This window comes from Leptolyngbya sp. AN02str, from assembly GCF_050565595.1.
Classification (GTDB): Bacteria; Cyanobacteriota; Cyanobacteriia; order Elainellales; family Elainellaceae; genus Kaiparowitsia.
The window spans coordinates 14,796-38,152 of record NZ_JBNXVR010000033.1; the positions used below are offsets into that span (position 1 = coordinate 14,796).

Annotated in this window: 12 protein-coding genes; 5 read left to right on the plus strand and 7 right to left on the minus strand. The window is 48.9% G+C overall.

The annotated features are described in order from the left end of the window. The first annotated feature begins 26 nt into the window (after positions 1–26). The 3 genes from ACQ4M4_RS20670 (at position 27) to ACQ4M4_RS20680 (ending at position 6,938) form a co-directional block, all read left to right on the plus strand. Complete coding sequence (locus ACQ4M4_RS20670) at positions 27–2,828, plus strand: filamentous hemagglutinin N-terminal domain-containing protein (protein WP_430686356.1); 2,802 nt, start codon at positions 27–29, stop codon at positions 2,826–2,828. A 193-nt stretch (positions 2,829–3,021) separates the two neighbouring features. After that, positions 3,022–5,508 carry a CHAT domain-containing protein gene (locus tag ACQ4M4_RS20675; RefSeq protein WP_430686357.1) on the plus strand — a complete coding sequence of 829 codons (2,487 nt, stop codon included), beginning with the start codon at positions 3,022–3,024 and terminating at the stop codon, positions 5,506–5,508. A 452-nt stretch (positions 5,509–5,960) separates the two neighbouring features. Beyond that, positions 5,961–6,938, plus strand: a complete 978-nt coding sequence (locus ACQ4M4_RS20680; protein WP_430686358.1) for a DUF928 domain-containing protein — start codon at positions 5,961–5,963, stop codon at positions 6,936–6,938. Positions 6,939–7,622: 684 nt separating this feature from the next. Here ACQ4M4_RS20680 and ACQ4M4_RS20685 read toward each other — a convergent pair. The 4 genes from ACQ4M4_RS20685 to purT form a co-directional block, all read right to left on the minus strand. After that, a complete protein-coding gene (locus tag ACQ4M4_RS20685; protein WP_430686359.1) occupies positions 7,623–9,029 on the minus strand; it encodes a sensor histidine kinase in 1,407 nt (468 codons plus the stop codon). Further along, a complete protein-coding gene (locus ACQ4M4_RS20690; RefSeq protein WP_430686360.1) occupies positions 9,026–11,800 on the minus strand; it encodes a CHASE2 domain-containing protein in 2,775 nt (924 codons plus the stop codon). Before ACQ4M4_RS20690 ends, ACQ4M4_RS20685 begins: the two co-directional genes overlap by 4 nt. Positions 11,801–11,914: 114 nt before the next feature. After that, complete coding sequence (locus ACQ4M4_RS20695) at positions 11,915–13,840, minus strand: ShlB/FhaC/HecB family hemolysin secretion/activation protein (RefSeq protein WP_430686361.1); 1,926 nt, start codon at positions 13,838–13,840, stop codon at positions 11,915–11,917. An 813-nt stretch (positions 13,841–14,653) separates the two neighbouring features. Next, positions 14,654–15,874: a formate-dependent phosphoribosylglycinamide formyltransferase gene (gene purT / locus ACQ4M4_RS20700; RefSeq protein WP_430686362.1), complete on the minus strand. Its 1,221-nt coding sequence runs from the start codon at positions 15,872–15,874 to the stop codon at positions 14,654–14,656. A gap of 165 nt (positions 15,875–16,039) precedes the next feature. Here purT and ACQ4M4_RS20705 point away from each other — a divergent pair, with 165 nt between their 5' ends. Then, entirely contained in the window at positions 16,040–16,192 is a 153-nt protein-coding gene (locus ACQ4M4_RS20705; RefSeq protein ID WP_430686363.1) for a hypothetical protein, read from the plus strand. Positions 16,193–16,576: 384 nt separating this feature from the next. Here the strand turns inward: ACQ4M4_RS20705 and ACQ4M4_RS20710 are convergent, their stop codons facing one another. After that, the gene (locus ACQ4M4_RS20710; RefSeq protein WP_430686364.1) at positions 16,577–17,131 is read right to left on the minus strand and encodes a pentapeptide repeat-containing protein; all 555 of its coding nucleotides are present in this window, start codon (positions 17,129–17,131) and stop codon (positions 16,577–16,579) included. 663 nt (positions 17,132–17,794) lie between these two features. Between ACQ4M4_RS20710 and ACQ4M4_RS20715 the strand changes: the two genes are divergently transcribed. Further along, positions 17,795–22,057, plus strand: a complete 4,263-nt coding sequence (locus tag ACQ4M4_RS20715; RefSeq protein WP_430686365.1) for a chemotaxis protein CheB — start codon at positions 17,795–17,797, stop codon at positions 22,055–22,057. 263 nt (positions 22,058–22,320) lie between these two features. Here the strand turns inward: ACQ4M4_RS20715 and ACQ4M4_RS20720 are convergent, their stop codons facing one another. After that, entirely contained in the window at positions 22,321–22,581 is a 261-nt protein-coding gene (locus ACQ4M4_RS20720) for a sugar-binding domain-containing protein (RefSeq protein ID WP_430686386.1), read from the minus strand. A 272-nt stretch (positions 22,582–22,853) separates the two neighbouring features. Next, complete coding sequence (locus ACQ4M4_RS20725) at positions 22,854–23,210, minus strand: hypothetical protein (RefSeq protein WP_430686366.1); 357 nt, start codon at positions 23,208–23,210, stop codon at positions 22,854–22,856. Between the last annotated feature and the right edge of the window lie 147 nt (positions 23,211–23,357).

A 23,357-nucleotide genomic window follows, 5' to 3' on the forward strand; every position in this document is an offset into this window, starting at 1 on the left:
TCTATCTTGTCCAGAGGAAAGTATTGATGAGATTCCAGGCTACTCCAGTCACACTAACAGTTACCTTGGCTTTATTAAGCCTAGGGGTGGCTTCACCTGTTTTGGCACAGATCGCAGTCGATGGAACCCTCTCCACCACCGTCACCAGCTCCAATTCCCTCAACTTCGTCATCGAAAATGGCAACCGCAGCGGCGGCAACCTGTTTCATAGTTTTCGCGAGTTCTCGGTTCCCACAGGTGGATCTGCCCACTTCAACAACGCTGCCGATATTCAAACCATCTTTGGTCGGGTCACGGGTTCTAGTGCTTCCAATATTGATGGAATGATTCGAGCCAACGGGACTGCAAGCCTGTTTCTGCTCAATCCTAACGGCATTTTGTTTGGGCCAAATGCCTCGTTGAATCTGGGTGGGTCGTTTGTGGGCAGCACCGCCAACAGCATTCGCTTTGCCGATGGCACCGTATTTAGTGCGGTCAATCCGGCAGCATCATCGCTACTGACTGTGAGCGCTCCGGTTGGGCTGCAACTGGGAGCCAATGCAGGCCCCATTCAACTGCAAGGCCCATTGCCAAACCCCTCTGTGTTTCATGGGTTGCAGGTGGCACCAGGGCAGACTTTGGCGTTGGTCGGCAGCACGTTGGATCTGGCTCAGTCCAAACTCTATGCCCCAGATGGACAGGTGGAACTATGGGCTGTTCGCAATGCGGACATCATGATAGATCCAACGGGTTGGTATCTCGCTGGAACTGAACCCGCCGCCACCGATTGGGGAACCGTAACCTTGCGACAATCCTCGCTGGTGAATACGGGCAGGCTTTCAAGAGAAGTAGACTCTGCACAACCCTATAACGGAGGATGGATTCAGGTGCGGGCCCGCGGGCTCACCCTTCAGGATGGCTCAAGCCTGGTTTCCAGCACCAACGGTGCCAGAAGAGGACGAGCGATTTCCGTTAGAACCACTGAGTTTGTGGAACTGTTGGGTGCTTCTGCACCGCTTCAAGATCGAACCGCGGGCATTAGCACGGTTGCCTATGGATCTGGGGCAACGGCTGGAGACATCATCATTGAGACACCTCAATTGCGATTGAGCAACGGAGCCTGGATTCAATCGAGTTTTTCGGGGCTTGATGAATTTTTTATGCCGAAACCCGGCGAGAACGATAACTCAAGAAGTGGAAATATCACGATTCGCGCTAGAGATGTTGAAGTTAGAGGAGACACACCATTTCCTAACCCTCTCTTGCCGCCAGGCACACCCCTAACTACGCGAGGAAATATTCTGCCAACGGCAATCACCACGATTTTGTCTTCTGCTGGAACGAATGTTGAAAGTGGAACGATTTCAATTACGGCGGAACGCGTTCGACTTTTAGAAGGAGGAGTCATCAGTGCGAATTTATTTGGCCCTCTAGACTCTAATTCAAGCTTGGTATCCACAGGCCGAACCGGCGATATCTCAATTCGGGCAACAGAAAGTGTCGAGATTGAAGGGATGACGCGTGGAAATATCCTGGCTTCTATTGTTAACTCCATTCAAGGAGCCGCTCAAGGGCAGGGTGGCTCTATCACGGTTGATACTGGGCGATTGCTGTTACGAAATGGCGGAACGATTTCTAGTTCAATGTCTGGAATGGGGGTCGCTGGAAGTATCAATATTCGAGCGAATGAAGTTACTGTTCGCGACTATGCAGTTGACAGCGTTAGCAGAGCCCCAAGTGGCATTATCGCCATTGTCAATCAAGGTGGCATGGGTCAAGGTGGCAGTGTCGATGTAAGGGCCAATCGCTTACAAATACTGGACGGGGGGCAGATCCTCGCGTCCAGTTTAGGGCAAGGAACGGCTGGTAATGTGGACCTCAACATTAACACCATTACCGTTCGAGGTGGATCTCAACCGTTCAGTGATGGGCGAATTGTTCCCAGCACGATTGGGGCATCCTCCGTTAGCGATCGCGCAGCAGGTTCGGTGAATATCACGGGTGGTGTATTGCAGATACAAGATGGAGCCACGATATCTGTTGGCAACACTGGTTCAGGTGATGCTGGTAACCTGACGATTAATGCTCAAAATATTCTTTTGAATAACCGGGCCAGCCTGGAGGCCCAGGTGAATGGGGGCGGCCAGGGCAATATTCAGTTAACCGCGAATGAAATTATTCTTTTGCGGCAGGGCAGCACCATTACCACCAATGCTCAAGGCGCATCCATCGGGGGCAATATCACGATTGATTCGGCGTTTATTGTCGGTGTGCCAAACGAAAATAGTGACATCATTGCCAATGCGTTTCAAGGAGCAGGCGGCAATATTGACATCACGGCTCAGGGCATTATTGGGCTTGAGTTTCGCGATACGTTAACGCCAAGAGCCAATGTCACCAATGACATCACCGCGAGTTCTCAATTCAGTGTGAATGGCACGGTTCAAATTAACAATCTTGCCGTCGACCCGGTCTCTAGTCTCAGCGCACTTCCTACTGATGTGGCCGATTCTAGCCAACAAGTTGCCCAAACGTGCTCGAATACTCAATCCAGTCGGTTTATCGCGACGGGGCGAGGGGGAGTTCGTGAAAACCCGACTCAGGGTATTGGGGCCGATCGCGCCTGGTCTGATTTGCGTCAGCTTCCGACCAACAGCGCCGCTGTTTTAGAAAGCTCACCCGTTTTAGAGAGCTCACCGGTTTCTAGTACATCCTTCCATTCAGCAGATGCGGTAATTGAGGCAACCAATTTAAGCGTCAATGCCCAAGGCCAACTTCAACTCATTGCCCAGGCAGAAATACCGGCTCAAAATCGTGCGCCGACAACATGCAGTGCTGTTCCAAATTAATGCTCAGCCATCATCTCCAGAATGCGTTCGAATCAAAGTCCTTCATATTTACAGATAATTTAGAAAGATGCTGCGCTATTCCAAGAATCGTTCCCGTTCTCTGCTCTATCTTCGTTGGATTTCTCCGCTGCGTTATTTATTGATTGGTCTGCTCAGTTTATCTATGGTGGTTGTCGGGTTTCCTGGAGTCGCCATGGATTCTGTTTCACCCGTGACCTCTACCGACCCCGCTGAGGTGACTTCCACTTCGCTTCTGGAAGAAGGGCGTAGATTCTATGCAGCGGGCGAGTTTGCAAGGGCGATCTCAGTGTGGCGGCAGGCTACGCAGGAGTATGCGACCCGTGGCGATCGCCTCAATCAAGCATTGAGCTTGAGCTATTTGTCGTTAGCCCACCAAGAGCTAAACCAATGGACGGAAGCAAGCAACGCGATTGAAGAGAGTTTGAGCCTTTTGGAGAGCGTCAATTCCGGCGAAAAAACGATTGTGTTGGCTCAGGCTTTGAATACAAAAGCGGGATTGCTACTGCACACAGGGCAAACGGAATCGGCATTTAGCACTTGGGAGCAGGCGGCAACGCTGTATCAACAAGCCAATGATCCGCTGGGAGCTTTGGGGGCACAAATTAATCAGGCGCAGGCGTTGCGAGCGCTCGGTTTTTATCGTCGCTCGCGAGAACAGTTGGAAGCCATTAACCAACGCTTGTCCACCATGCCAGATTCCAACGTCAAGCTGAGTGGTTTGCGTAATTTGGGCATGACCCTGCGGTTAATTGGAGATCTATCTGCAAGCCAGTCAGCGCTGGAAGAAAGTGTGGCGATCGCCCAACGCATGAATGCTACAACCGAAATGAGTTCCTCATTTTTGGCTTTGGGCAGAGCTGTGACAGATCAGGGTGACCTGACAACGGGACTTGAGTATTTCCAAGCGGCTGAGCGTCATGCGGTCAATTCAATAGACTTGCTGCGGGCTCGGCTCAACCAGCTCCGGATCTACACAGACAATGCGCCCCTTATTGATGAAGCGCAATGGCATCCCATTGAGGCGCTTGCTTATGCAATTTATCAGCAGCTTGTGGTCCTGCCTCCCAGCCATTTTTCAATTTATGGAGCTGTAAACTTGGTGACTCATTTAGCCAAGTTGGATGATGCTCGCCAGCCAGTTCCCCATGAGCAACTGGCTCGATTGCTTGCCTCAGCGAGAGAGTCGGCCAAGACGTTAAATGATCCTCACGCGGAAGCCTATGCTCTTTTGGAATTGGGCAACCTTTATAGACAGTCGCAGCAATGGAACGAGGCTGCTCAGTTAACTCAGCAGTCTTTGGCGATCGCCCGCCAACTCAATGCAGACGATTTAGCATCGCAAGCTGCGTGGCAACTGGGCCAAGTGTTCAATCAACAAGGCAAAAAACAGGATGCGATCGCAGCGTACAACGAAGCTGTCACGGCACTTCAGGCTCTGCGGGGAGATCTGGTCAGCATTAACTCAGATATTCAGTTTTCGTTTCGCCAAAGCGTAGAGCCGGTATACCGCGAAATGGTGACGCTCCTGCTGGCTGATGAGCCAGATTCGGCGGCGCTGCTGAAGTCGCGTGAGCTGATCGAATCGTTGCAGTTGGCCGAGTTGGATAACTTCTTTCGAGAAGCCTGTCTCGATCGCAATACCCAACAAATTGACCAGGTTGATCAAACAGCAGCCGTGATCTACCCCATTTTGTTGAGCGATCGCATCGCTACTATTGTTTCCATTCCCAATCAACCGCTGAAATATTATTCAATTCCCGTTTCCAAGACCCAGGTCGAAACAACCCTGAGGAACTTTCTAGCCACTCTGCACCCCGCTGCCGATCGACAAGCTCAATTACAGCTTTCTCGCCAAATTTATGATTGGCTTGTTCGCCCTGCTGAGCAAGATCAGTTGCTGACTCAAACAAAAACCCTTGTCTTTGTTCCCGATGGGTTACTGCGAAGTGTATCTCTTGCAGCGTTATACGATGGCGAAAAGTATTTAGTCGAGAAGTATGCTGTTGCGCTCTCTCCGGGACTTCAACTCATGCTGGCTCAACCGCTCAACCCTGACAACGTGCAAGTTATGGTGGGTGGCATTAGCGAAGCCCGCAATGGCTTCAGCGCGTTACCAGAAGTATCCACGGAAATTCAAGAAATATCCAAATTGGTTCCTGGTACCACGCTGTTGAATCAAGACTTTACTCAGGCGGCGATCGCCCAACAAATTCAAACCAGTGCCGCCAACATTGTGCACCTGGCAACCCATGGGCAGTTTAGCTCCAAGCGTGAAGAAACCTTTTTGCTCACGTGGGAAGGTCGCATTAATGTGAATGAACTTTCTGAACTCCTGCAAAATCGGGAAACAAACCAAACAAAAGCGATTGACTTGTTGGTGCTCAGTGCTTGCGATACCGCCACTGGGGATGATCGAGCAGTGCTAGGGCTGGCAGGTTTAGCCGTGCGCTCAGGTGCCCGATCGACCATCGCTACTCTATGGCCTGTCAAAGACAAGGCTGCCGCGCTATTAATGACTGAGTTCTATAGCCAGTTAAAACAACCAAATACAACCAAAGCTCAAGCCCTTCAACGGGCTCAAGTGAACTTAATGCATCAAACCGACTTCAAAGATCCTTTCTTCTGGTCTGCGTTTGTATTGATTGGTAGTTGGCTGTAGATCGGTATCAAACTCGGCGATCGCTCACTGGACACTGCCAAAATCGCCAGAGTGATTGCGTTTGCTTTTCTCAGCTCAGGGGCGTGTTGCCCAGAGCAACCTAGCCTCTGAGCTGAGAAGTACCTGATCTGAGCCAATCGTTACCCCTCGTAAACACAGTCAACAAAGTTCATCAGGAACTATTCGCTGTCCCATACACGACACCTATGCGAGATTTACAGTTTGCGATCGCCTATGCATCTTTTGGCAATAAAAAAAGCGCACAATTTGATCATTTAATAGCGTCAAATTGCGCAGGTTTACTGCTCTCGTTTATACATTCAAAATATACTCTGAGAGTAGTGTTTCCCTAAAAATTTCAGAGCTAAAAAACTGCTTAACAGCAGCAATCCGTTCTGAAATTTGCAAAACGAACAGTCAACTCAACGGCTAGGCAAAGCCTAGAAGTCACTATGAAACGATCCTTTCTTTTGCAACCATTGGGAACTCTCGTTCTCCTGATGGCCTTGGCAGGAGTATCGATCAGGGATGCTCACGCCATATCCTTTACCCCACCTGACAATAACAGTGCCCCGTCTGCTAGCACAGGCGGCGCATCTCGCGGAACCTTCATTCCTCCCTCTGGAAATGAGGCTCCTCGTCAAGCCACAGGTGGTGCATCTCGCGGGACCTTCATTCCTCCCTCTGGAAATGAGGCTCCTCAACAGGCCACAGGTGGTGCGTCTCGCGGTACATTCGTGCCTCCTTCGAACAATACTGCGCCTCGCCAAGCCACGGGCGGTGCCTCTAGAGACGGATTCATCCCCCCCAGTGATAATGCCGCCCCCCAAACAGCAGTCGGTGGGGCATCTCGAACCAATTTGTACGGGTACCTACCGTCTCAATCAGGAGAGCAAGCGGTTTCCATGCTGGCAGTCACCCCGCAAACCTTTTACGGCACGACTCTGGCAGAGCGTCCGACCATCCTGGTCTACGTTCCCGCCTCCAATGCTCAAGATGCGGTGTTTAGCCTAAAAGATGAAGCGGGAAATACCCTCTACCAAACGCTGGTCACCGTTCCAAGCACGGCAGGTATTGTAGCAGTGCAATTACCTGAAAATGCTCCTGCTTTGGAAATCGGCCAAAACTATCAGTGGTTCTTTGCTCTGATGGTAGATGGCACCCTTTCCCCCAGCACCCCGTATGTAGATGCCTGGATCAAACGGATTGCCCCCGATACGAACTTGGCTCAGGCATTGCAGCAAGTGGATGCTCATCAACAAGCAGAAACCCTGGCTGCAAACGGCGTCTGGTATGACAGCGTAGCTCTATTGACCGACTTACGAATTGCTCAACCTACCAATACTGCGTTTACAGCAGATTGGCATGAGTTGTTGAACTCTGTAGGTTTGCAAGAAGTGACAACTGTTTACGCTGCAACAGTTCAGTAAACGTCTGACGCGAATGGCACCTTACAGCGCATAGCTTCGTGCGATGAATTTATGCAAGGAAGGTCAAAACCATTCCTAAACAAGTGCCAAAAACGTGATTTAACCATGGATATTTGCGATACAAATATCCATGGTTAATGTAAGAAGTGTATCCAGTTGACTCAGCAACTGACTCAACAACAGAGGGGGGATTGCACTGCAATCCCCCCTCTGTATTCCCAGTGAGAAACTATACATTTGGCTGATTTGTTGTGGACTCAGCCCACAACAAATCAGCCAAAACTTTTAGACTTCTGCACCCGGCACATACACACTGACCGGGATCCATCCTCATCAACCCCTATCCATCCCTGGGTGTTTCATCAATAAAGTATAGATCTCTTGAGAGTAAACTTCTGGGGACACGGACGGTCTCGCTCATACTCTGATGAGCTGGACGAAGGGCTGTTGTAGTTGGTGCATTGGGATTTCAGCTTGACTTGATGACAATCCCAAGAACAACACATTTCAAGATTTCGGTGATCGAATAGGGTCTGAAGTGCGACACACACGAATCCTTGATGTTTGATGGACTGGCTGTGGATTGGCTGAAGATTCTGAATCCATCTCGCCAGTTAAGGATAGACTCTACAGCGCAGGATCAACCTTATCTCTCGATAACGTTTTGGCCTCTATTCATATCCTCTACTCATACAAAGGAAGTTGAATGGTGAATTCGGTGCCTTCTCCCGGCCTTGAAGTGCATCTCAACTCTCCTCCATGGATCTCTTCAACGATCCGGCGGGCGATCGATAATCCCAATCCCGTGCCTTGGCCAACGGGTTTTGTTGTAAACAGGTGATCAAACACGCGCTCTTTGACGGTGTCAGGAATTCCCATCCCATTATCCTGAATGTGAATTAAAACAGCTTGGTTTGTGGGAGCCACCTCAGTTCGAATTTGAATTTTGCCGGAGCGTGCCTCCATCTCTTCAAATGAACTCTTCAAACTCAACTCATCTAATGCATCGATCGCATTCGCCAGGATATTCATAAATACCTGATTAAGCTGGCCTGCAAAACAATTGAGCTTTGGCAAGTCCCCATACTGACGGCTAATTTGAATTTCTGGACGATGGGTGTTGCCCTTCAGTCGATGGGTAAGGATGAGGAGGGTACTGTCGATTCCCTCGTGCAAATCGAAGGCAGTTTTTTGATCGGTATCGGCTCTTGAAAAGGTCCGTAGGCTAACGCTGATGTTTTGGATTCGCTCGATTCCGTCTTTCATGGATGTGAGCAGTTTGGGCAAATCCTTCTGAATATATTCCAAATCAATATCTTCAAGTTTTTGTGTAATCTCTGCGGGGGGCTGATTGTAGTGTTTTTGGTAGAGGTGAATTAAATCCAACAAATCTTGCGTATAGTCCCAGGCTGGCGAAAGGTTTCCTTTGATAAAGCCGACTGGATTATTGATCTCGTGGGCGACCCCGGCAACAAGTTGTCCCAAAGCAGACATTTTCTCGCTTTGAACCAGTTGCAGTTGGGCATTTTGTAGTTGTTGCAGCGAGGTTGACAAATCGGCGGTGCGTTCTTTGACGCGTTGTTCTAGCTGCTCTTTAAGGTCTAGCAGCACTTGCTCTGTTTGTTCACGTTTGCGAATTTCTTCTATGGCTTGGTGGTGTTTTTCAGCCAGGGTTTGAGTTTGGGTTTCTAATGTTTTGGTGAGCCGACACAACTTTAGATGAACTCGCAGTCTCGCCAATACTTCTTCTTGCTGAAAGGGCTTGGTGATGTAGTCTACTGCACCCAGTTCCAGCCCTTTAACTTTGTCAACGGTTTCGGATAGAGCGCTCATGAAAATGATGGGAATGGCTTGGGTCGCGACGTTTGCTTTCAATCGCCGACAGACCTCAAAGCCGTCGATACCCGGCATCATGACGTCGAGCAAGATTAAATCGGGGATAACGTATTCCAACTGCTCTATTGCCGACTCTCCATCATTGGCAATCAGCGTAGACCAGCCTTCGCTTTTAATCGCTTCGGATAAGACTTTTAAGTTGGTTGGGGTATCGTCTACAAGCAGAATCCTGGTGGATTGGGGTGTGGTGATCATGGTTGATGCTCCGAAGATAGAAAAGATTCGATAAAAAGACGAATCTGCTTAATTTGGAAATTTTCGGCTAGTTGTCGGAGATGAGTCGTAAAGGCATCTAAAGATGGTTCTTGGTTTTCCAGAGCTTTTAGGATGTCTTCAATCGTTTGGATGTCGCCAGTTTTGGCGCAGCGATACAGCTGATTTAACACTTCCACTGGCGGTGGAACGATGGTAGGAGGTATCGCAGGTTTGGGCGAAGACCGAGGATAAGGAGTCCAGCCTGTTTGAGTTGAGCTTTCCTGATTCTCTTGTGAGAAGCCATTTTCGTAGATCCACTCTACGTTGAGGAGCGATCGCACCGTTTCAAATAACTCGTCCACCTGAAGCGGTTTGGCCAAAAACGCATTGGCTCCTGCTTCTAAGCTTTTGGCTCGGTCGGTCTCGAATACGCTGGCACTGGTTACAGCGATCGCCACATGGCACAACGATTCTTGACTACGCATTTGTTGAATCAATTCCCAACCATCCAGAATTGGCATACTGAGATCGGTTAACACCAGATCTGGAATGTGCTGTTGGGCCAGATTGAGCGCCATCTGCCCATTTTCAGCCACCATGACTGAAAATCCGAGAGGCTGGAGTAGCGATGTTAGAATAGTGCAGGTTTCGGGATCATCATCAACAATAAGAATTTGGCTGGACTGTTGGCTTTTGACACCAACGATGGAGGCTTGAATGGGTTGGATATTTGCCCGATGATTGCGGAAGAGAATCGGAAACTCCAAGTCCAGCCAAAAGATACTTCCTTCTCCTGGTTGGCTTTGAACACACAACTCCCCCCCCATTAATGCCACTAGCCGCTGGCTGATCGAAAGCCCCAGTCCCGTGCCCTGAGCTTTGTTAGAAATATCTCCAACCTGTTCAAAAGGAAGAAATATTTTTTCCAACTCGTCTTGAGACATGCCGATGCCCGTATCTTCAATCTGAAACCGTAGGGTCCCCAGAGGTGGTGTTGCGGAATCGGGGGATGACCGTGTGCTAATTTCGGGGTTGAGCCAGCTGACTCGCAGGGTTACACTCCCCTGATGGGTAAACTTGATGGCATTTCCCAACAGGTTAATCAATACCTGACGCAATCGCTTTTCATCAGCGGTAATAAAGATCGGTAAATTGGGGGCGATCGCCTGCTCAAAAATAATTCCCTTTTGCTCAGCTCGAACTTCAAAAATTTCCATCAGCCCTGTCAAAAAGGCGGGCAGATGTAACTCTGTTGGATGCAGTTCCAATTTTTGAGCTTCAATGCGAGATAAATCTAGAATGTCATTAATGAGGGTCAACAGGTGATTGCCAGACTGGTGAATGACTTGAATGCCTTTAAGATCCTTTGCTTTGAGCGTTTCTGACCGCTCTAGAATTTGGGCATAGCCTAGGATGCCATTTAGGGGCGTGCGCAATTCGTGGCTCATATTGGCAAGAAATTCGCTCTTGGCCTGATTCGCCGCATCCGCTGCAAGTTTTGCTTTCTCTAGTTCACGGGTTCGTTCGTCAACTTTTATTTCCAGCGTTTTGGAATAATCAATCAATTGATGATTGGCAATTTCCAACTGAGCATTAATATCCTGTAAGCGTTTGTGTTTGTAAGCATTTGTTGCTGCAACAACACTTGCAATAAAGCCAACAGAGGGTGCGATGACGGGAATGAATAGTCCGCTCAGGAAAGCCAGGTAGGAACCTTTCAATAACAGTGTATTGACGGCGATCGCTGTCCACAAAATTCGGCCACCCACAATGGTTGGCCGACCTTCACTCCAGCGCGCGATCGACCAACTGCCTGTCGCACCCAGGGTTACCCACAGGGCAATCCAGAGGGTTTGCTTAAGCCCCGAAATGCCGCGCAAGTTGAGACGTCCATCTCTGGCACTGCGCACAAGCTGGCTGGCCAAATTGGCATGAACAACAATGCCGGGGGTTGGATCTTTGGCTCCAAACCGACTGCTACTGTAGGGAGTATCAAAAAAATCGTTCGTGCTGGGTGCAATGGAGCCAATAAAAACCATGCGATCGCGCATAAAGTCAGTCGGCACTTTTCCGGATAACACATCGCGCATGGAAACCGTGAGGAACGCTTCCTGGCCCCCACGCCAATTCATCAAAATTTGATATCCTCCCACCTCGCTGTCTAAATATCCAGCTTGGCGATCGCGCAAGGGAGAAAAGACCACTTTCCCCAATCGAAACATTTGCTGTTCGGCATTGACAGGTTCAAGGCGAATATTTTCGGCTTCTAGATATTTCAACGCAACTTGGGCCGCCAATCCCGTTTTAATTGCTTCCTGCTCTTGGCTATCCTTGGCAGAGAGTAAACCCCGCCGAACTTTGCGATCAGCATCCAACACCAGATCTGACAGGGCAACCTGATTGACCTCCTTCAGGGTGGGCGGTGGCAGAACGCGATCGCCCGTAATTTTTTCAACTCCAAATAAGTTCGGTGTCGAGCGAAATACCTCGACCAGGTTCTGATATCCCGGTTCTTCGGGAATATCACGATATAAATCGAGACCAATCACACGAGGCTCCTGATTCCGGATCGCCGTAATTAAGTCGGCTAGCGTGTGATCTCGAATGGGCCAACTGCCTGCCGTTTGAATATCGGCCTCATCAATTGTGACAATTACGATCAAATCTTCCTGGGGTTCGGCGGGGCGCACCCGAAAGAACTCATCCCGAATGGCCCATTCCAAAAGGTTAAACACACCCAACAGGTTGCCAGCAATAATCGTTGTCGCCACTGCTGGCGTAATGAAAACCAACTGATGCAAACGCAGGCGTTTTTCTGGAAAAAACCGAAGTATCCGTTGGTTTATGAATCGTTTCACATCTAGCCCCATCGTCGATCCGTTCCCTCAAAAACTTCCCCGAACTGAGAAATACACCCCATTCCCTTGCCAGGTATTTCCTTGATTGGCCACATCCACCAGGGGAATGCCCCAATCTAAACGGCTAGAGAAGCGATCGCCCATTTGCCATAGCAAGCCCACTCCAGTTCCAGCAATAAAATTTGTATCCAGATCACTGTTGCCTTGATTCCAGGCGACTCCCACATCGATAAACGGAACGAGTTGCAGGAGGCCATCGACAGAATTAACGCGCAGAATCGGCAAGCGCACCTCCGACGAAAGAAGCGCACCATTATCACTAAGCAGCGTGTCTTGGCGATAACCGCGCACCGTGGATTGTCCACCCAGGCCAAACTGCTCTAGCGGCATTAATGCAGAATCTGCAAATTGCACATCCCCTCGAATTAAGAATAGGCTGTCGGGAGCCAGTACCCGAACCCACTGCCCTTGACCGCGCCATGCCAAGAATCGGCTATCGGGCGCATCCTGATTGACTGTGGAATTCAACAAATCCAGGCCCAGGCTAACTTGTGAGCGAAACGCCAGCACCTCTTGGCGGCTGCGACGAGTCCACTCTTGGAAAAATCGCAGAGCCGAAATTCGGCTTCGGCCTTCCGAGTCTGCCCCTGGAGAGAGGGGAAACGGTCCAATATTATCAAAGCCCAATTCGGTTTGGCTTTCTTGTCGAGAGAAGGTTACCCCCAGAGCAAATTCTTCGGTGGGGCTTTGGGCAACTGGTTGACGAAACGATAGTTCGTAATACCGAGACACTGCCTGAAGATCCAGGGCGTTGAAAGGGGCTTCGATGACGTTGCTAGTGGTTGTGCCAAATCCCAATCGCAGGGTGCCATTACGAGGATTGATGGGCAACGTGTAGCTAGCATCAATTCCATTGCTGCCATCAGTATTGCTGTAGCTAAGGCTAAGGGCATCTCCAAACCCCAAAAGGTTGGCTTCACTCAGTTCGAGCTGGCGACGAAAGCTGCCAACACTGGGCGATCGCGCATTATCGAGCGATGGCGTCAAGCGAAAGCTCCGAGATTCTTGCACCTCAACATCCAATACATTTGTCCCCGGTCGTACTCCTGCTTGAAGATCGGCTGAAATCGTTTCAATTAATGGATCGAGTTGAAGCAGTTGCAGCCCTTCCAGCAATTGATTCACATTCAGCGGAGCCTCCGCCGCAAGGCGCAGACGACTGCGCACATAGGCAGGGCGTAGTCGCCGGTTGCCCGTGATCGTAATGTCTTCGACACGACCCTCCAATACTTGAATCCGAACAACACCGTCCTCAGGCGTTTGCGGGGGAATGAAAGCCCCAGACGTGGTGTACCCTTGGCTGACATAGTGTTGAGTAATGGCGGTGCGGACCTGTAGAAGTTCTGCAAAGGAAAGATCGCGGTTGGTATAGGGAGCCGTGATCTCGGCCAGTTCTTCTGCACTAAAAACCGTACTTCCGACGACCTCAAACCGATTCACCCGAATGGTGGTGCTTGGCCCGTCTCCCAGTTCTGGAGGAATGGCAGGTGCATCTGGCCGGGGCAAAAGCTGTTCGGGTGGCGGCAAGCTGGGAAGCGGCGTCTGCGGTAGAGGCTCTTGGGGGGGGAGAGGTTCGGGACGCTGAAAGTCAATGGGCAGTTGGGCAACTTGGGGGGTATCTGCAAAGAACGGAACCCCGCCTGAGGCCAGCTTGGGATCTTCAGTGAAGTTCTGAACGCGTTGTTCTGTTAAAGCGTTTTCTAGAGATGGAGAAACAGGGGTTGAATCAGCGATCGCCCCATTCAACGCCAGACTCCAGGTTAGTGCTTGTTTGGGTGCTGGGTTCGGGGTAACCGTTTTTGCAAGCACTGAAGTTGGAACCTGGGCAGCAATTCCAGCAGCAATGCTTAATAGAAAAAATGTGGGGAGATGGAGCAAGCACCGGAAGACCATAGGTAGCTATTAAAAATTGAAATCTACATTAGCGTTCCCTCAGAACCGCTTTAATTCTTCAACAGAAGTGTTTAATTCCTAAAATAAATTATGGTAATGGCCCTGTAACGGGCGGCCTGTTTACAGATCACGGGCTAGAGAAAAATCTGTTGAAGTGAACGTTCATGATGTTTCCAACTTGGATTGAACGGAGCAATTCCTGATGGAATTGATGGACATTTGACACACTGTAGATCGAGTTATTATTTCACCGTTGCACTTTGTATCAGCAGTGGTTGGTAAGTCATCAGCTACTCTACTGATTTTTAGGTTAAGTAATTGCTGATTTGTGCCTTTAAAAACCAGTGCAATGGTAATCGGTTCCGAATCAACTCTTCGTTTCCATCAGCCATCTTTCATCTAATGAATGAACAATTGACAGCCGTTCCTGTGCTTTGATAATGGGTTTCACCTGTATGAAACCTCCTGTCTGAATTGCTACGCAGCCGCACTGCTCAACGATTCAAGCCTCAAACAGCCATTCGTTCAGGAGGTGTATAGGGGGATTGAAGGGTATTAAAGCAAGAGGGCGATCGCCAGGATGTATCTATTTTGTGAGAAGTTGCGCACTTGGCTGATGGATCATAGACCAGGTTCATCAGCCATCAGTCACCACCATTAGGCTTTTGGGCAAATGTCGCAGCCCTGTTTGTGGGTGAGATGCACCCGGTCGCCGCAGAGGTACCGTTATCCCAGCAGGGCATGCCACAACAGAGCCGCAAAGAGATGGACTATTTGACCAGCAGCTAAGTGGTCAAATGGCTTTTCTCGAACTTATTGCTCCGGATTATCCACCAAAACTGTGACAGCTGCCGCGCTGGCTTTTGCCCGATCTCTAGCTTGTTCGACAGTATCGCCAAGGGCCAATGCCACCCCCATGCGGCGATTTCGATAGGCGCGAGGCTTACCAAACAGACGAACTTTACTGGTTGGCACTTGCAACGCTTCGTTTATTCCAGAAAAGCAGGGATTGTCACCCGCTGCATTAGCGAGAATCACAGCCGATGCTCCCGGTTGTATGAGGGTAATCTCGCCAATGGGCAGCCCAGTAATAGCCCGCACATGCAGCTCAAATTCAGACATATTTTGACTAATGAGAGTGACCATCCCAGTGTCGTGAGGACGAGGGCTTACTTCGCTGAAGTAAACAGTTTGTGCTGTTTCGCTCGTTCCTTGAATAAAGAGTTCAACACCAAACAGGCCCCATCCGCCAAGGGCTGTTGTAATTTTCTCGGCAATCTCTTGACACTGCTCTAGTGTCTGAGGATGCAGAATGCAGGGTTGCCAGGATTCTCGATAGTCGCCACTAACCTGAATGTGGCCAATGGGTGGACAGAAGTGCGTACCTGAAGCAGAGCGAACGGTTAGTAGGGTAATTTCGGTGTCAAAGGGGACAAATCCTTCGACAATAACTCGACCGCCTTTGGTGCGCCCCCCGGCTTGAGCATACTCCCACGCGGGCTGCACATCGGCCTCGGTGCGAATGGTACTTTGGCCTTTTCCAGAGGAACTCATGACGGGTTTTACGACGCAGGGAATGCCTAAATCTGCGATCGCCTGCTGGTATTCTGCCTCGGTCTCCGCAAAGCGATAGGGCGAGGTTTGTAGCCCTAACTCTTCGGCTGCTAACCGTCGAATCCCTTCTCGATTCATCGTGAGCTGAGTTGCCTTCGCCGTGGGAATGACCCGCCACCCTTCTTGTTCTAATTCTACGAGGGTAGCCGTGGCGATCGCCTCAACCTCTGGCACAATGAGCCATGGTTTTTCCTGCTCAACAATTTGCCGCACCTCTGCTCCATCCAGCATATTGATCACATGCGCTCGGTGGGCCACCTGCATCGCGGGCGCATTCGCATAGGCATCAACCGCAATGACTTCTAATCCCAAACGCATCGCTTCGATAGCAACTTCTTTACCCAGCTCGCCAGAGCCAAGCAAGAGAATCCGTTGAGCGGTGGTTGTCAGGGATGTACCCCAGGATGACAGATCGGCCATGATGAAACACTAAAAAAGGTTTGCTTTTCCTTCATTATCGGATGAAGCGGGAGGAAAGTTGACCTTCAATTCGAGAACATCACTGCCCGAGTGGATGGAGTCCAAGTGGAATTGGTCTTAGTACTCGCCTTTGTATGATTCAAGCAATCTCATCATAGAGATTGTTTGTCATCTCTAGAAAGGCAGCAGCACCTCAGCATTTACGACGCTTCAGGCAGAAGTGCAAGGGTTCTTCTTGTCGATGAAGATGCTGTAGAAGTGAACCTCAGCGATCGCTGGGTTCCTGAAAATCAGGCCCAAGCTGGCATTTCCGCATAGCAATGGCTACAACGCCAATACAAACTCCCTAAATGTATATGTCTCAGCAAAACGTAAGAACAACATGAGCAAATGTGCTGGCTTGCCATACTTTGATCTGCGACAAAACTGGTTAACGCTTCATCTTGTAAAGATTCAGGTGCCGAAGTTAAAGAAATCCGTTTGAAAATGATCATTTTAGTGATTTCCTATGCCATGAAGACTGTACAGTCAATCTCGAATCCATCAGCTGGTCGCCATAATAGTTCGTAAGCTGGATTTCAGCCCGCTTAATGCTTTACGTCTTGCTAATGAAGCGCGTTGAACACAGCCAAGATCCGGCAAACTAAGATTAATTCAATTAGACTTGCTACTTAATTTTGAATTGGGTATTGAGAAATTCTACTAGTTATATATCGTTCCATCAGTCATTCTTGTTTGGCTTAACTCAGCTCTGAGAATCGTGGCCCCTTCCGTATCTGCTCCGGTTAGATCTGCTCCGCCTAAATAAGCCCCGTCTAGTATGGCATTGCGCAGATTTGTTTCTCTTAAATTCGCCCCACTCAAATCAGCACACCGCAAATCAGCCCCATTTAGATTTGCATGATTAAGGTTGGCTTGCCTCAGGTCTGTGCCTCCAAGCTTTGCCCCGCTCAGGTCTGCTCCGCTCAAATCTGCATGGGTCAAACTGGCCCCACTCAGGTCTGCTTCACTCAAATCTGCATGAGTTAAACAAGCTTGAACCAAGTCTGCATCTGTTAAATTGGCTTGATTGAGTTTTGCCTGGTTAAGCTGCGCTTCTGTTAGTTCTGCCCCACTCAAATCAGCTCCAATCAATTCTGCCCCATTGAGTTCGGCTCCAATCAGCTTTGCATTCACAAGACAGACTTGAACAAGATTGACATGACTAAAATCTCGTTGTCCATCAGAGTAGCGTTTTCGAATTTCTTGAGCATCCATATCTATAACCTTTTGATACTTTCGAATGGTTTGGATATATAAACCTTAAACGATTAAATATTAAGAACGGTATCCATTTTAATTCCCGTCAACTATCTAAGAACCATCATCAACAATGACGATCCAGCAGCTTTTCAGCAACAGCTTGAGCTGATGAAGGTGAAAATCATTGTTTTGTGAACCTAATTTAAAAGCAGGTTTAATTTAGATTCTCTACCCAGCCTAAATATTCTTCTCAGACAAGCTCAAACTGGATTTAATGAGATACTTTAAAGAGTAACCTGCTGGCACAAAACAAAGGATTTACATGCATCGATCAATCCGATATTTTGATTCTTGATTTAGCTCTATTTTGTCTGTATCAATCAAAACACAGATCGCGAAAAGCTTCTGAAAGTCTTCTTTTGGCAAATCTTTAGGTGTTTAATTGAATCAGAATTTCTTTGATTTTGAGAATCGACAAGCGGTATAATCTAACATGTTTATCTAACAATTCAAACCTAACACAAATTAATATATTGTGCCTGCGTAAGTGAAAAGTTCTAGAGCGATTGTCTAAACTTGTAGAGTTAGCTTGTATCGCTTGTGACATTGAGCAAAAAAATATTTCTCAGCAAAGACGATTTTTGGAATATTGCTCTGGCCCCTTACCGAGACTAGATTATGTCTTTTCAAGATCCTACAAATGATGTGTTGTTAGTTGTAGGAATTGGTGCTTCTGCTGGAGGGCTTGGTGCATTTTCCGAATTGCTCAGGCACTTGCCAGCGGATACAGGCATGGCGTTTGTGTTGGTTCAGCATCTTGCTCCAGAGCAGGAAAGTCTTTTGGGTGACTTGTTGGCGCGCACTACACCCATGCCAGTAGAGGTTGCCACAATGGGCGCAGAGGTGCAACCCAATCATGTTTATGTGATTCCGCCCAATACCCAAATGACCATCGAGCAGGGGCAGCTTCAGTTAGCGGTCTGCGATCAAACTCAGGGTCGTGTCAAAACGATTGATGCTTTTTTTCAGTCATTAGCGGCTGACCAAAAAAATAAGGCGATCGCCATCGTGTTATCGGGAAGTAACAATGATGGGGCTGTTGGGATTCAGTCCATTCGGGAAGAAGGGGGGATTGTCTTTGCCCAAGAGCATTCCAGCGCTGAGTTTGCCAATATGCCTGCTGCTGCGATCGCCACCGGGCAAGTCGATTTTATTTTGTCCCCCGCTGCGATCGCGGAAGAACTCGTCAAAATTAGCCGCCATCCCTATCTGCGCAAGTCGCCACCCGCCGAAGGAGGCGAAACAAGCTCACTGGATATCCGAGAAGATGAGTTAGTCACCGTCTTTAGGCTGTTGCAACGCCAAACGGGAGTTGACTTTACAAACTACAAACTCAATACGTTTCAGCGACGGTTGCAACGAAGGCTGGCGCTCCACAAATGTTTGGATCTAAGTGAATACACTCAGTATTTGCAAGAGCACCCTGCTGAAATTCAGGCTCTCTACAACGATGTCTTGATTACGGTCACGAGCTTTTTTCGAGATGCCGAAGTCTTTCATGTCATTCAAGACCAGTTATTGCCCACCCTGCTGCATCAACCATCCGCTGCATCAACCATTCGCATTTGGATTGCTGGGTGTGCCACCGGAGAAGAAGCCTATTCCCTTGCCATCTGTTTGCTGGAGAGCTTGCATTCGCTGCTGCTAAACCCCACAATTCAGATTTTTGGTACCGACATTAGCGATGAAGCTATCGAAACCGCCCGGATCGGTTTCTACCGCGAGAGCCAGATGGAAAATGTATCGGCAGAGCGCCGGAGTCGATTTTTTAATGAGGTCACAGGTGGGTATCAAATCAAAAAGTCAGTGCGCGAGCTATGCATTTTTGCTCGGCAGGATCTCAGTACCGATCCGCCTTTTTCGGACATTGACTTACTGAGCTGTCGCAATGTGCTGATTTACTTTAAGCCGCCCCTTCAGCGACGGGTGTTGTCATTTTTCCATTACAGCCTCAAGCCCTCCGGCTTTTTGATCTTGGGCAACTCTGAGAGCTTGGGAGATACCTCAGACCTATTTGAACCATTTGATGCTCAAGCCAAGGTCTATACCCGACAGGCGGTACCGTCTCGTCTTAACTTCGACTTCACTCCAAGCTACTATGCCAAACAACCTGAGAGCGAACAGCGACAAATCTTTTCTGCTGCCTTGATTCGCACCAATCTACAGCAGTGGGCCGACCAAGTTGTACTCAGCCGCTACGGACCAGCCGGAGTTTTGGTCAATGAGCAGTTAGAAATTTTGCAATTTCGAGGAGATACAAATCCCTATCTCAGAATCCCCGCCGGAGAACCTAGCTACAACGTGCTGAAGATGGTTCGTCCCAGTCTATTAACCGACCTGCGTATCGCAATTGAAACGGTTAAGCAGCAGGGGATCGCCATCAAGCGACAAGGGCTGATCTTTCAAGAACTGTTGGCAGGGTCGCTGTCTCTCGAAGTGATTCCCTTCCGGGTTTCAACGTCTCAGGAGCGCTGTTACCTTATCCTATTTGAGCGTGAAGGATTCGAAGAACCGACCTTGGAGCAAGATCCCGACGCCAGCATGGTAGAGGATCAAGCCAATATTGACCCTGAAATGTTTCGCCTGCGCCAAGAACTTACAATGAGTCGCCAAGAGCTGCTCGACACCCAAACCTTGTTGCAACTAACGGTTGAAGAAAAGGAATCGACCAACCAACAACTGATTGCTGCGAATGAAGAAATTTTGTCGAGTAATGAAGAGCTAAAAAGTACGAATGAAGAGCTACAGACTGCCAAAGAAGAGATTCAGTCGGCCAATGAAGAGCTGAAAACGACGAATGAAGAGCTACAAAAGCGGAATATTGAAGTCCGTCGTGCTAGCGATGATCTCATGAACCTCATCAACCATGTCAATATTCCGATTTTGATGTTATCGGATGACCTGCGGATTCGGCGCTTTACTCCAGCGGCGCAGGATGTTTTTAACTTAATTCCATCCGATGTTGGGCGGCCAATTCGCGATCTCAGGTTTGGCATGACTGGCACCAATTTAGAAGAGCTGGTTGTAGAAGTGATTGAAGCGTTGAATCCGATTGAGCAGGAAGTGCAAAACCAGCGAGGCCACTGGTATAGCTTGCGCATTCGGCCCTACCGCACTGTTGACAATGAGATTCGGGGTGCTGTTGTTGCGTTGATGGATATTGACCATCTCAAGCAAACGGAGCAGAATCTACGTCAAATTCAAGAACAGCTTGAAACTGAACTAGTGGCGATCAATCAGGTTCAAGATCTGAGCGTGCAGCTATTTGCATCTCTGGATCTCGATCGCGCGTTGAATGAAGTGTTGGATGCGGCGATCGCGCTTCACCAAACGGAGATGGGAACGGTTCAGCTGTACGATTTGCAACGGGGAGTGTTAACCGTTGCGGCGCATCGGGGCTTTGGTTCAGAGTTTTTAGACTACCTTCAGGCAATGGCTGTAAATAGCAACTCTTCTTGCTATCGTGCGGTTCAGCAAAGGCAGCGAATGATGATTGAAGATGTGCAGATTGAACCTGAATATGAGCCGCACCGTTCGATTGCAGCAACCGCAGGAGTTCGAGCGCTTCAGTCAACGCCATTAATTAATCGACGAGGGGAAATATTAGGGGTGCTGTCAACCTATTTTCAGGAGCCTCATCGTCCCTCTGAACGCGAGCTGCGAATGCTAGACCTGTATGCTCGGCAGGCATCCGAATTTATTGACTTGATTCGGGTTGAGCGAGAGCAGCAAATGTTGGTGGAGCATGCACGCGCCGCTCAAGCGGCGAATGCAAGTAAAGATGAGTTTCTTGCGGTACTTTCCCATGAGTTGAGAACACCATTAACCAGTATTTTGAGTTGGATTCAACTGATGGAGCGGGGATTGCTGGACGAGGTGACGCAACAACAAGCGATCGCCGCAATTCGTGAAAGTACAGCGACACAGACCAAACTCATCGAAGAGTTGCTAGACGTTTCTCGGATTGTGCAAGATCGCTTTCAAGTTGCTTTGCAGCCGAGCGATTTAACCACACTCTTACAGCAAGCGATCGCTCAGCTTCAACCTCAAATGCAAGCGCAAGGGCTACAGCTTGAGACGGATTTGCAAGCCTGCCCAGAGCAAATTTCTGTTGATCCAACTCGCATATCCCAAGTGTTTTCAAATTTGCTCGTCAATGCCATTAAATTTACACCACGGGATGGCCGCATTATTGTGCGACTGCTCAACGGGCCAAATCAAGTGCAGGTGCAGGTGCAAGATACCGGAAAAGGCATTTCTCGCGATTTGCTGCCTCATGTGTTTGAGCGGTTTCGGCAGTCTGATGCGTCGAACACCAGACGAGAAGGTGGTTTAGGCTTGGGACTGTTTTTGGTGCAATCGATTATGACGGCTCATAAGGGAACGGTTGAGGCACACAGCCCTGGAGAAGGTCAGGGATCAACATTTACTGTCACGTTTCCCAAGGATCATACGATATCCGTCCCGATCGCTGCTCCGGCAGTGCCGATATCGAAAATTTCTTTGGATGGTGTCAAAGTCTTGCTGGTGGAAGACGATGAAATGTCTTCCATTGCCATTAGTTTTGCCTTGCAACAGTTTGGTGCAACCGTGACAAAAGCAAGCTCGGTAACAGACGCATTAGAACAGCTCAGGCAAGAACTGCCCAATCTCATTGTCAGTGATATTGGTTTACCCAATATCAACGGCTATGACTTAATGCGGCGGGTCAGAGCCTTGTCGCCAGAAGCTGGAGGGTTAATTCCGGCGATCGCACTATCGGGCTATGCCGATCAAGAAACGATCAATACTGCGCTTGAAGTCGGTTTTCAGGTGCATCTCAGCAAACCCGCTGACATCGATAGGTTGATCACCCATATCTTCAACCTCGTTCAAACTTGAGGAATTTAACCGAAATTTTGGTGAACAGGAGTTTTGGATAAGCTAAAGCGCCCATGATTGCGTGTTCCGCACGCAATCATGGGCTTTTTTGAGGTTTGGTTAAGGGTGTTTTGCATGCAAGAGGTGAGTGTCTGTTTTGAGAACCCTTTCTAGGCAAAGGCTCTCAAAACAACAGGTTCAAACCAATCTGGCGATCGCCAGATAAACATTTCATCAAATTTTGCTGAGAATTGCTGCTGCTTCATCAACAATCAATCCAGTGATTAATTGCCACGCAGCGCAGCGAGAATAGCATCCGTCTTTTTCACGCCGTTGGCGATGCCAATGGTCAATCGGTGGGCTGGCTGCTCCAGCGGAACGCCCGCAACTCGGGTGTTGGTGCATTGCTTTAGCAAAATATCGTGGTGGTCGTAGGCCCATCCTGCAATTTCGCCTACAGCCCCCAACTCGATCAGCTCTGTCAGTTCGTTACCGTTAATAAATCCATCATTATGAAGGGGAGCATTCCAGGCAATTTGGCCGATGCCAACATAAGTAACTTTTTACAAAATCTGGATCAACTGGGCGTCAAAGAAACATTCACCCGCCTTCTTAGAAACTAATCTCAGCAATAAACCGTTGTGACCTTTCTACTTAATGGTTTAGCCAGCAAAAAGCTTGTTCCAGGTTGAACATATTCAATCTCGAACAAGCTCCATCTGGAGACGTTTTGAGGGCAGCTAGGCCACTCTCAAAATAGCTACCCTGGCGGCAGTTATCTATCGATGGATGAATCTATTGAAAAGTTACATCCAACCTATGCTTCCAGAACACGCTGAATTCGACGCTCTAGTTGATCGAGATCCAGCCCGCCCTCGTCGCGGCTAATGCGCCGTACTGTGGAATTAACCTTGGACAAGTCTTGTAGCAGATCAGTCAAAATTTCCTGTTGCTGACGAGACTGAATCACTTCACGGGGTTCTTGCACCAAATCGCGAACAATTGTGTCCTCAGCCCGTGAAGCCACAATTGGATCGACATGCCCTTCCAAATAGACAAAGGTGCGCCGCCCAGGACCGCGTTCTTCTTCAACAGGCTGAAGCGAAGTCACCTGATCCGATCGCACATATTTACCAAATCCTAAGTGAACCAAGACCGACGATTGAATCTTCATACTGCTTGTTACTTCTATCTCTATCTTTTATGATAGAGAGTCGTCGAAGTGGATACAGGCTAGAACAGGAGCGGGTTTCACGGCATTTCAGGTAGGGGTTTACTCGGCACATTCAGCCCATCTTTTTTGACTGATATAGCTGTCGCC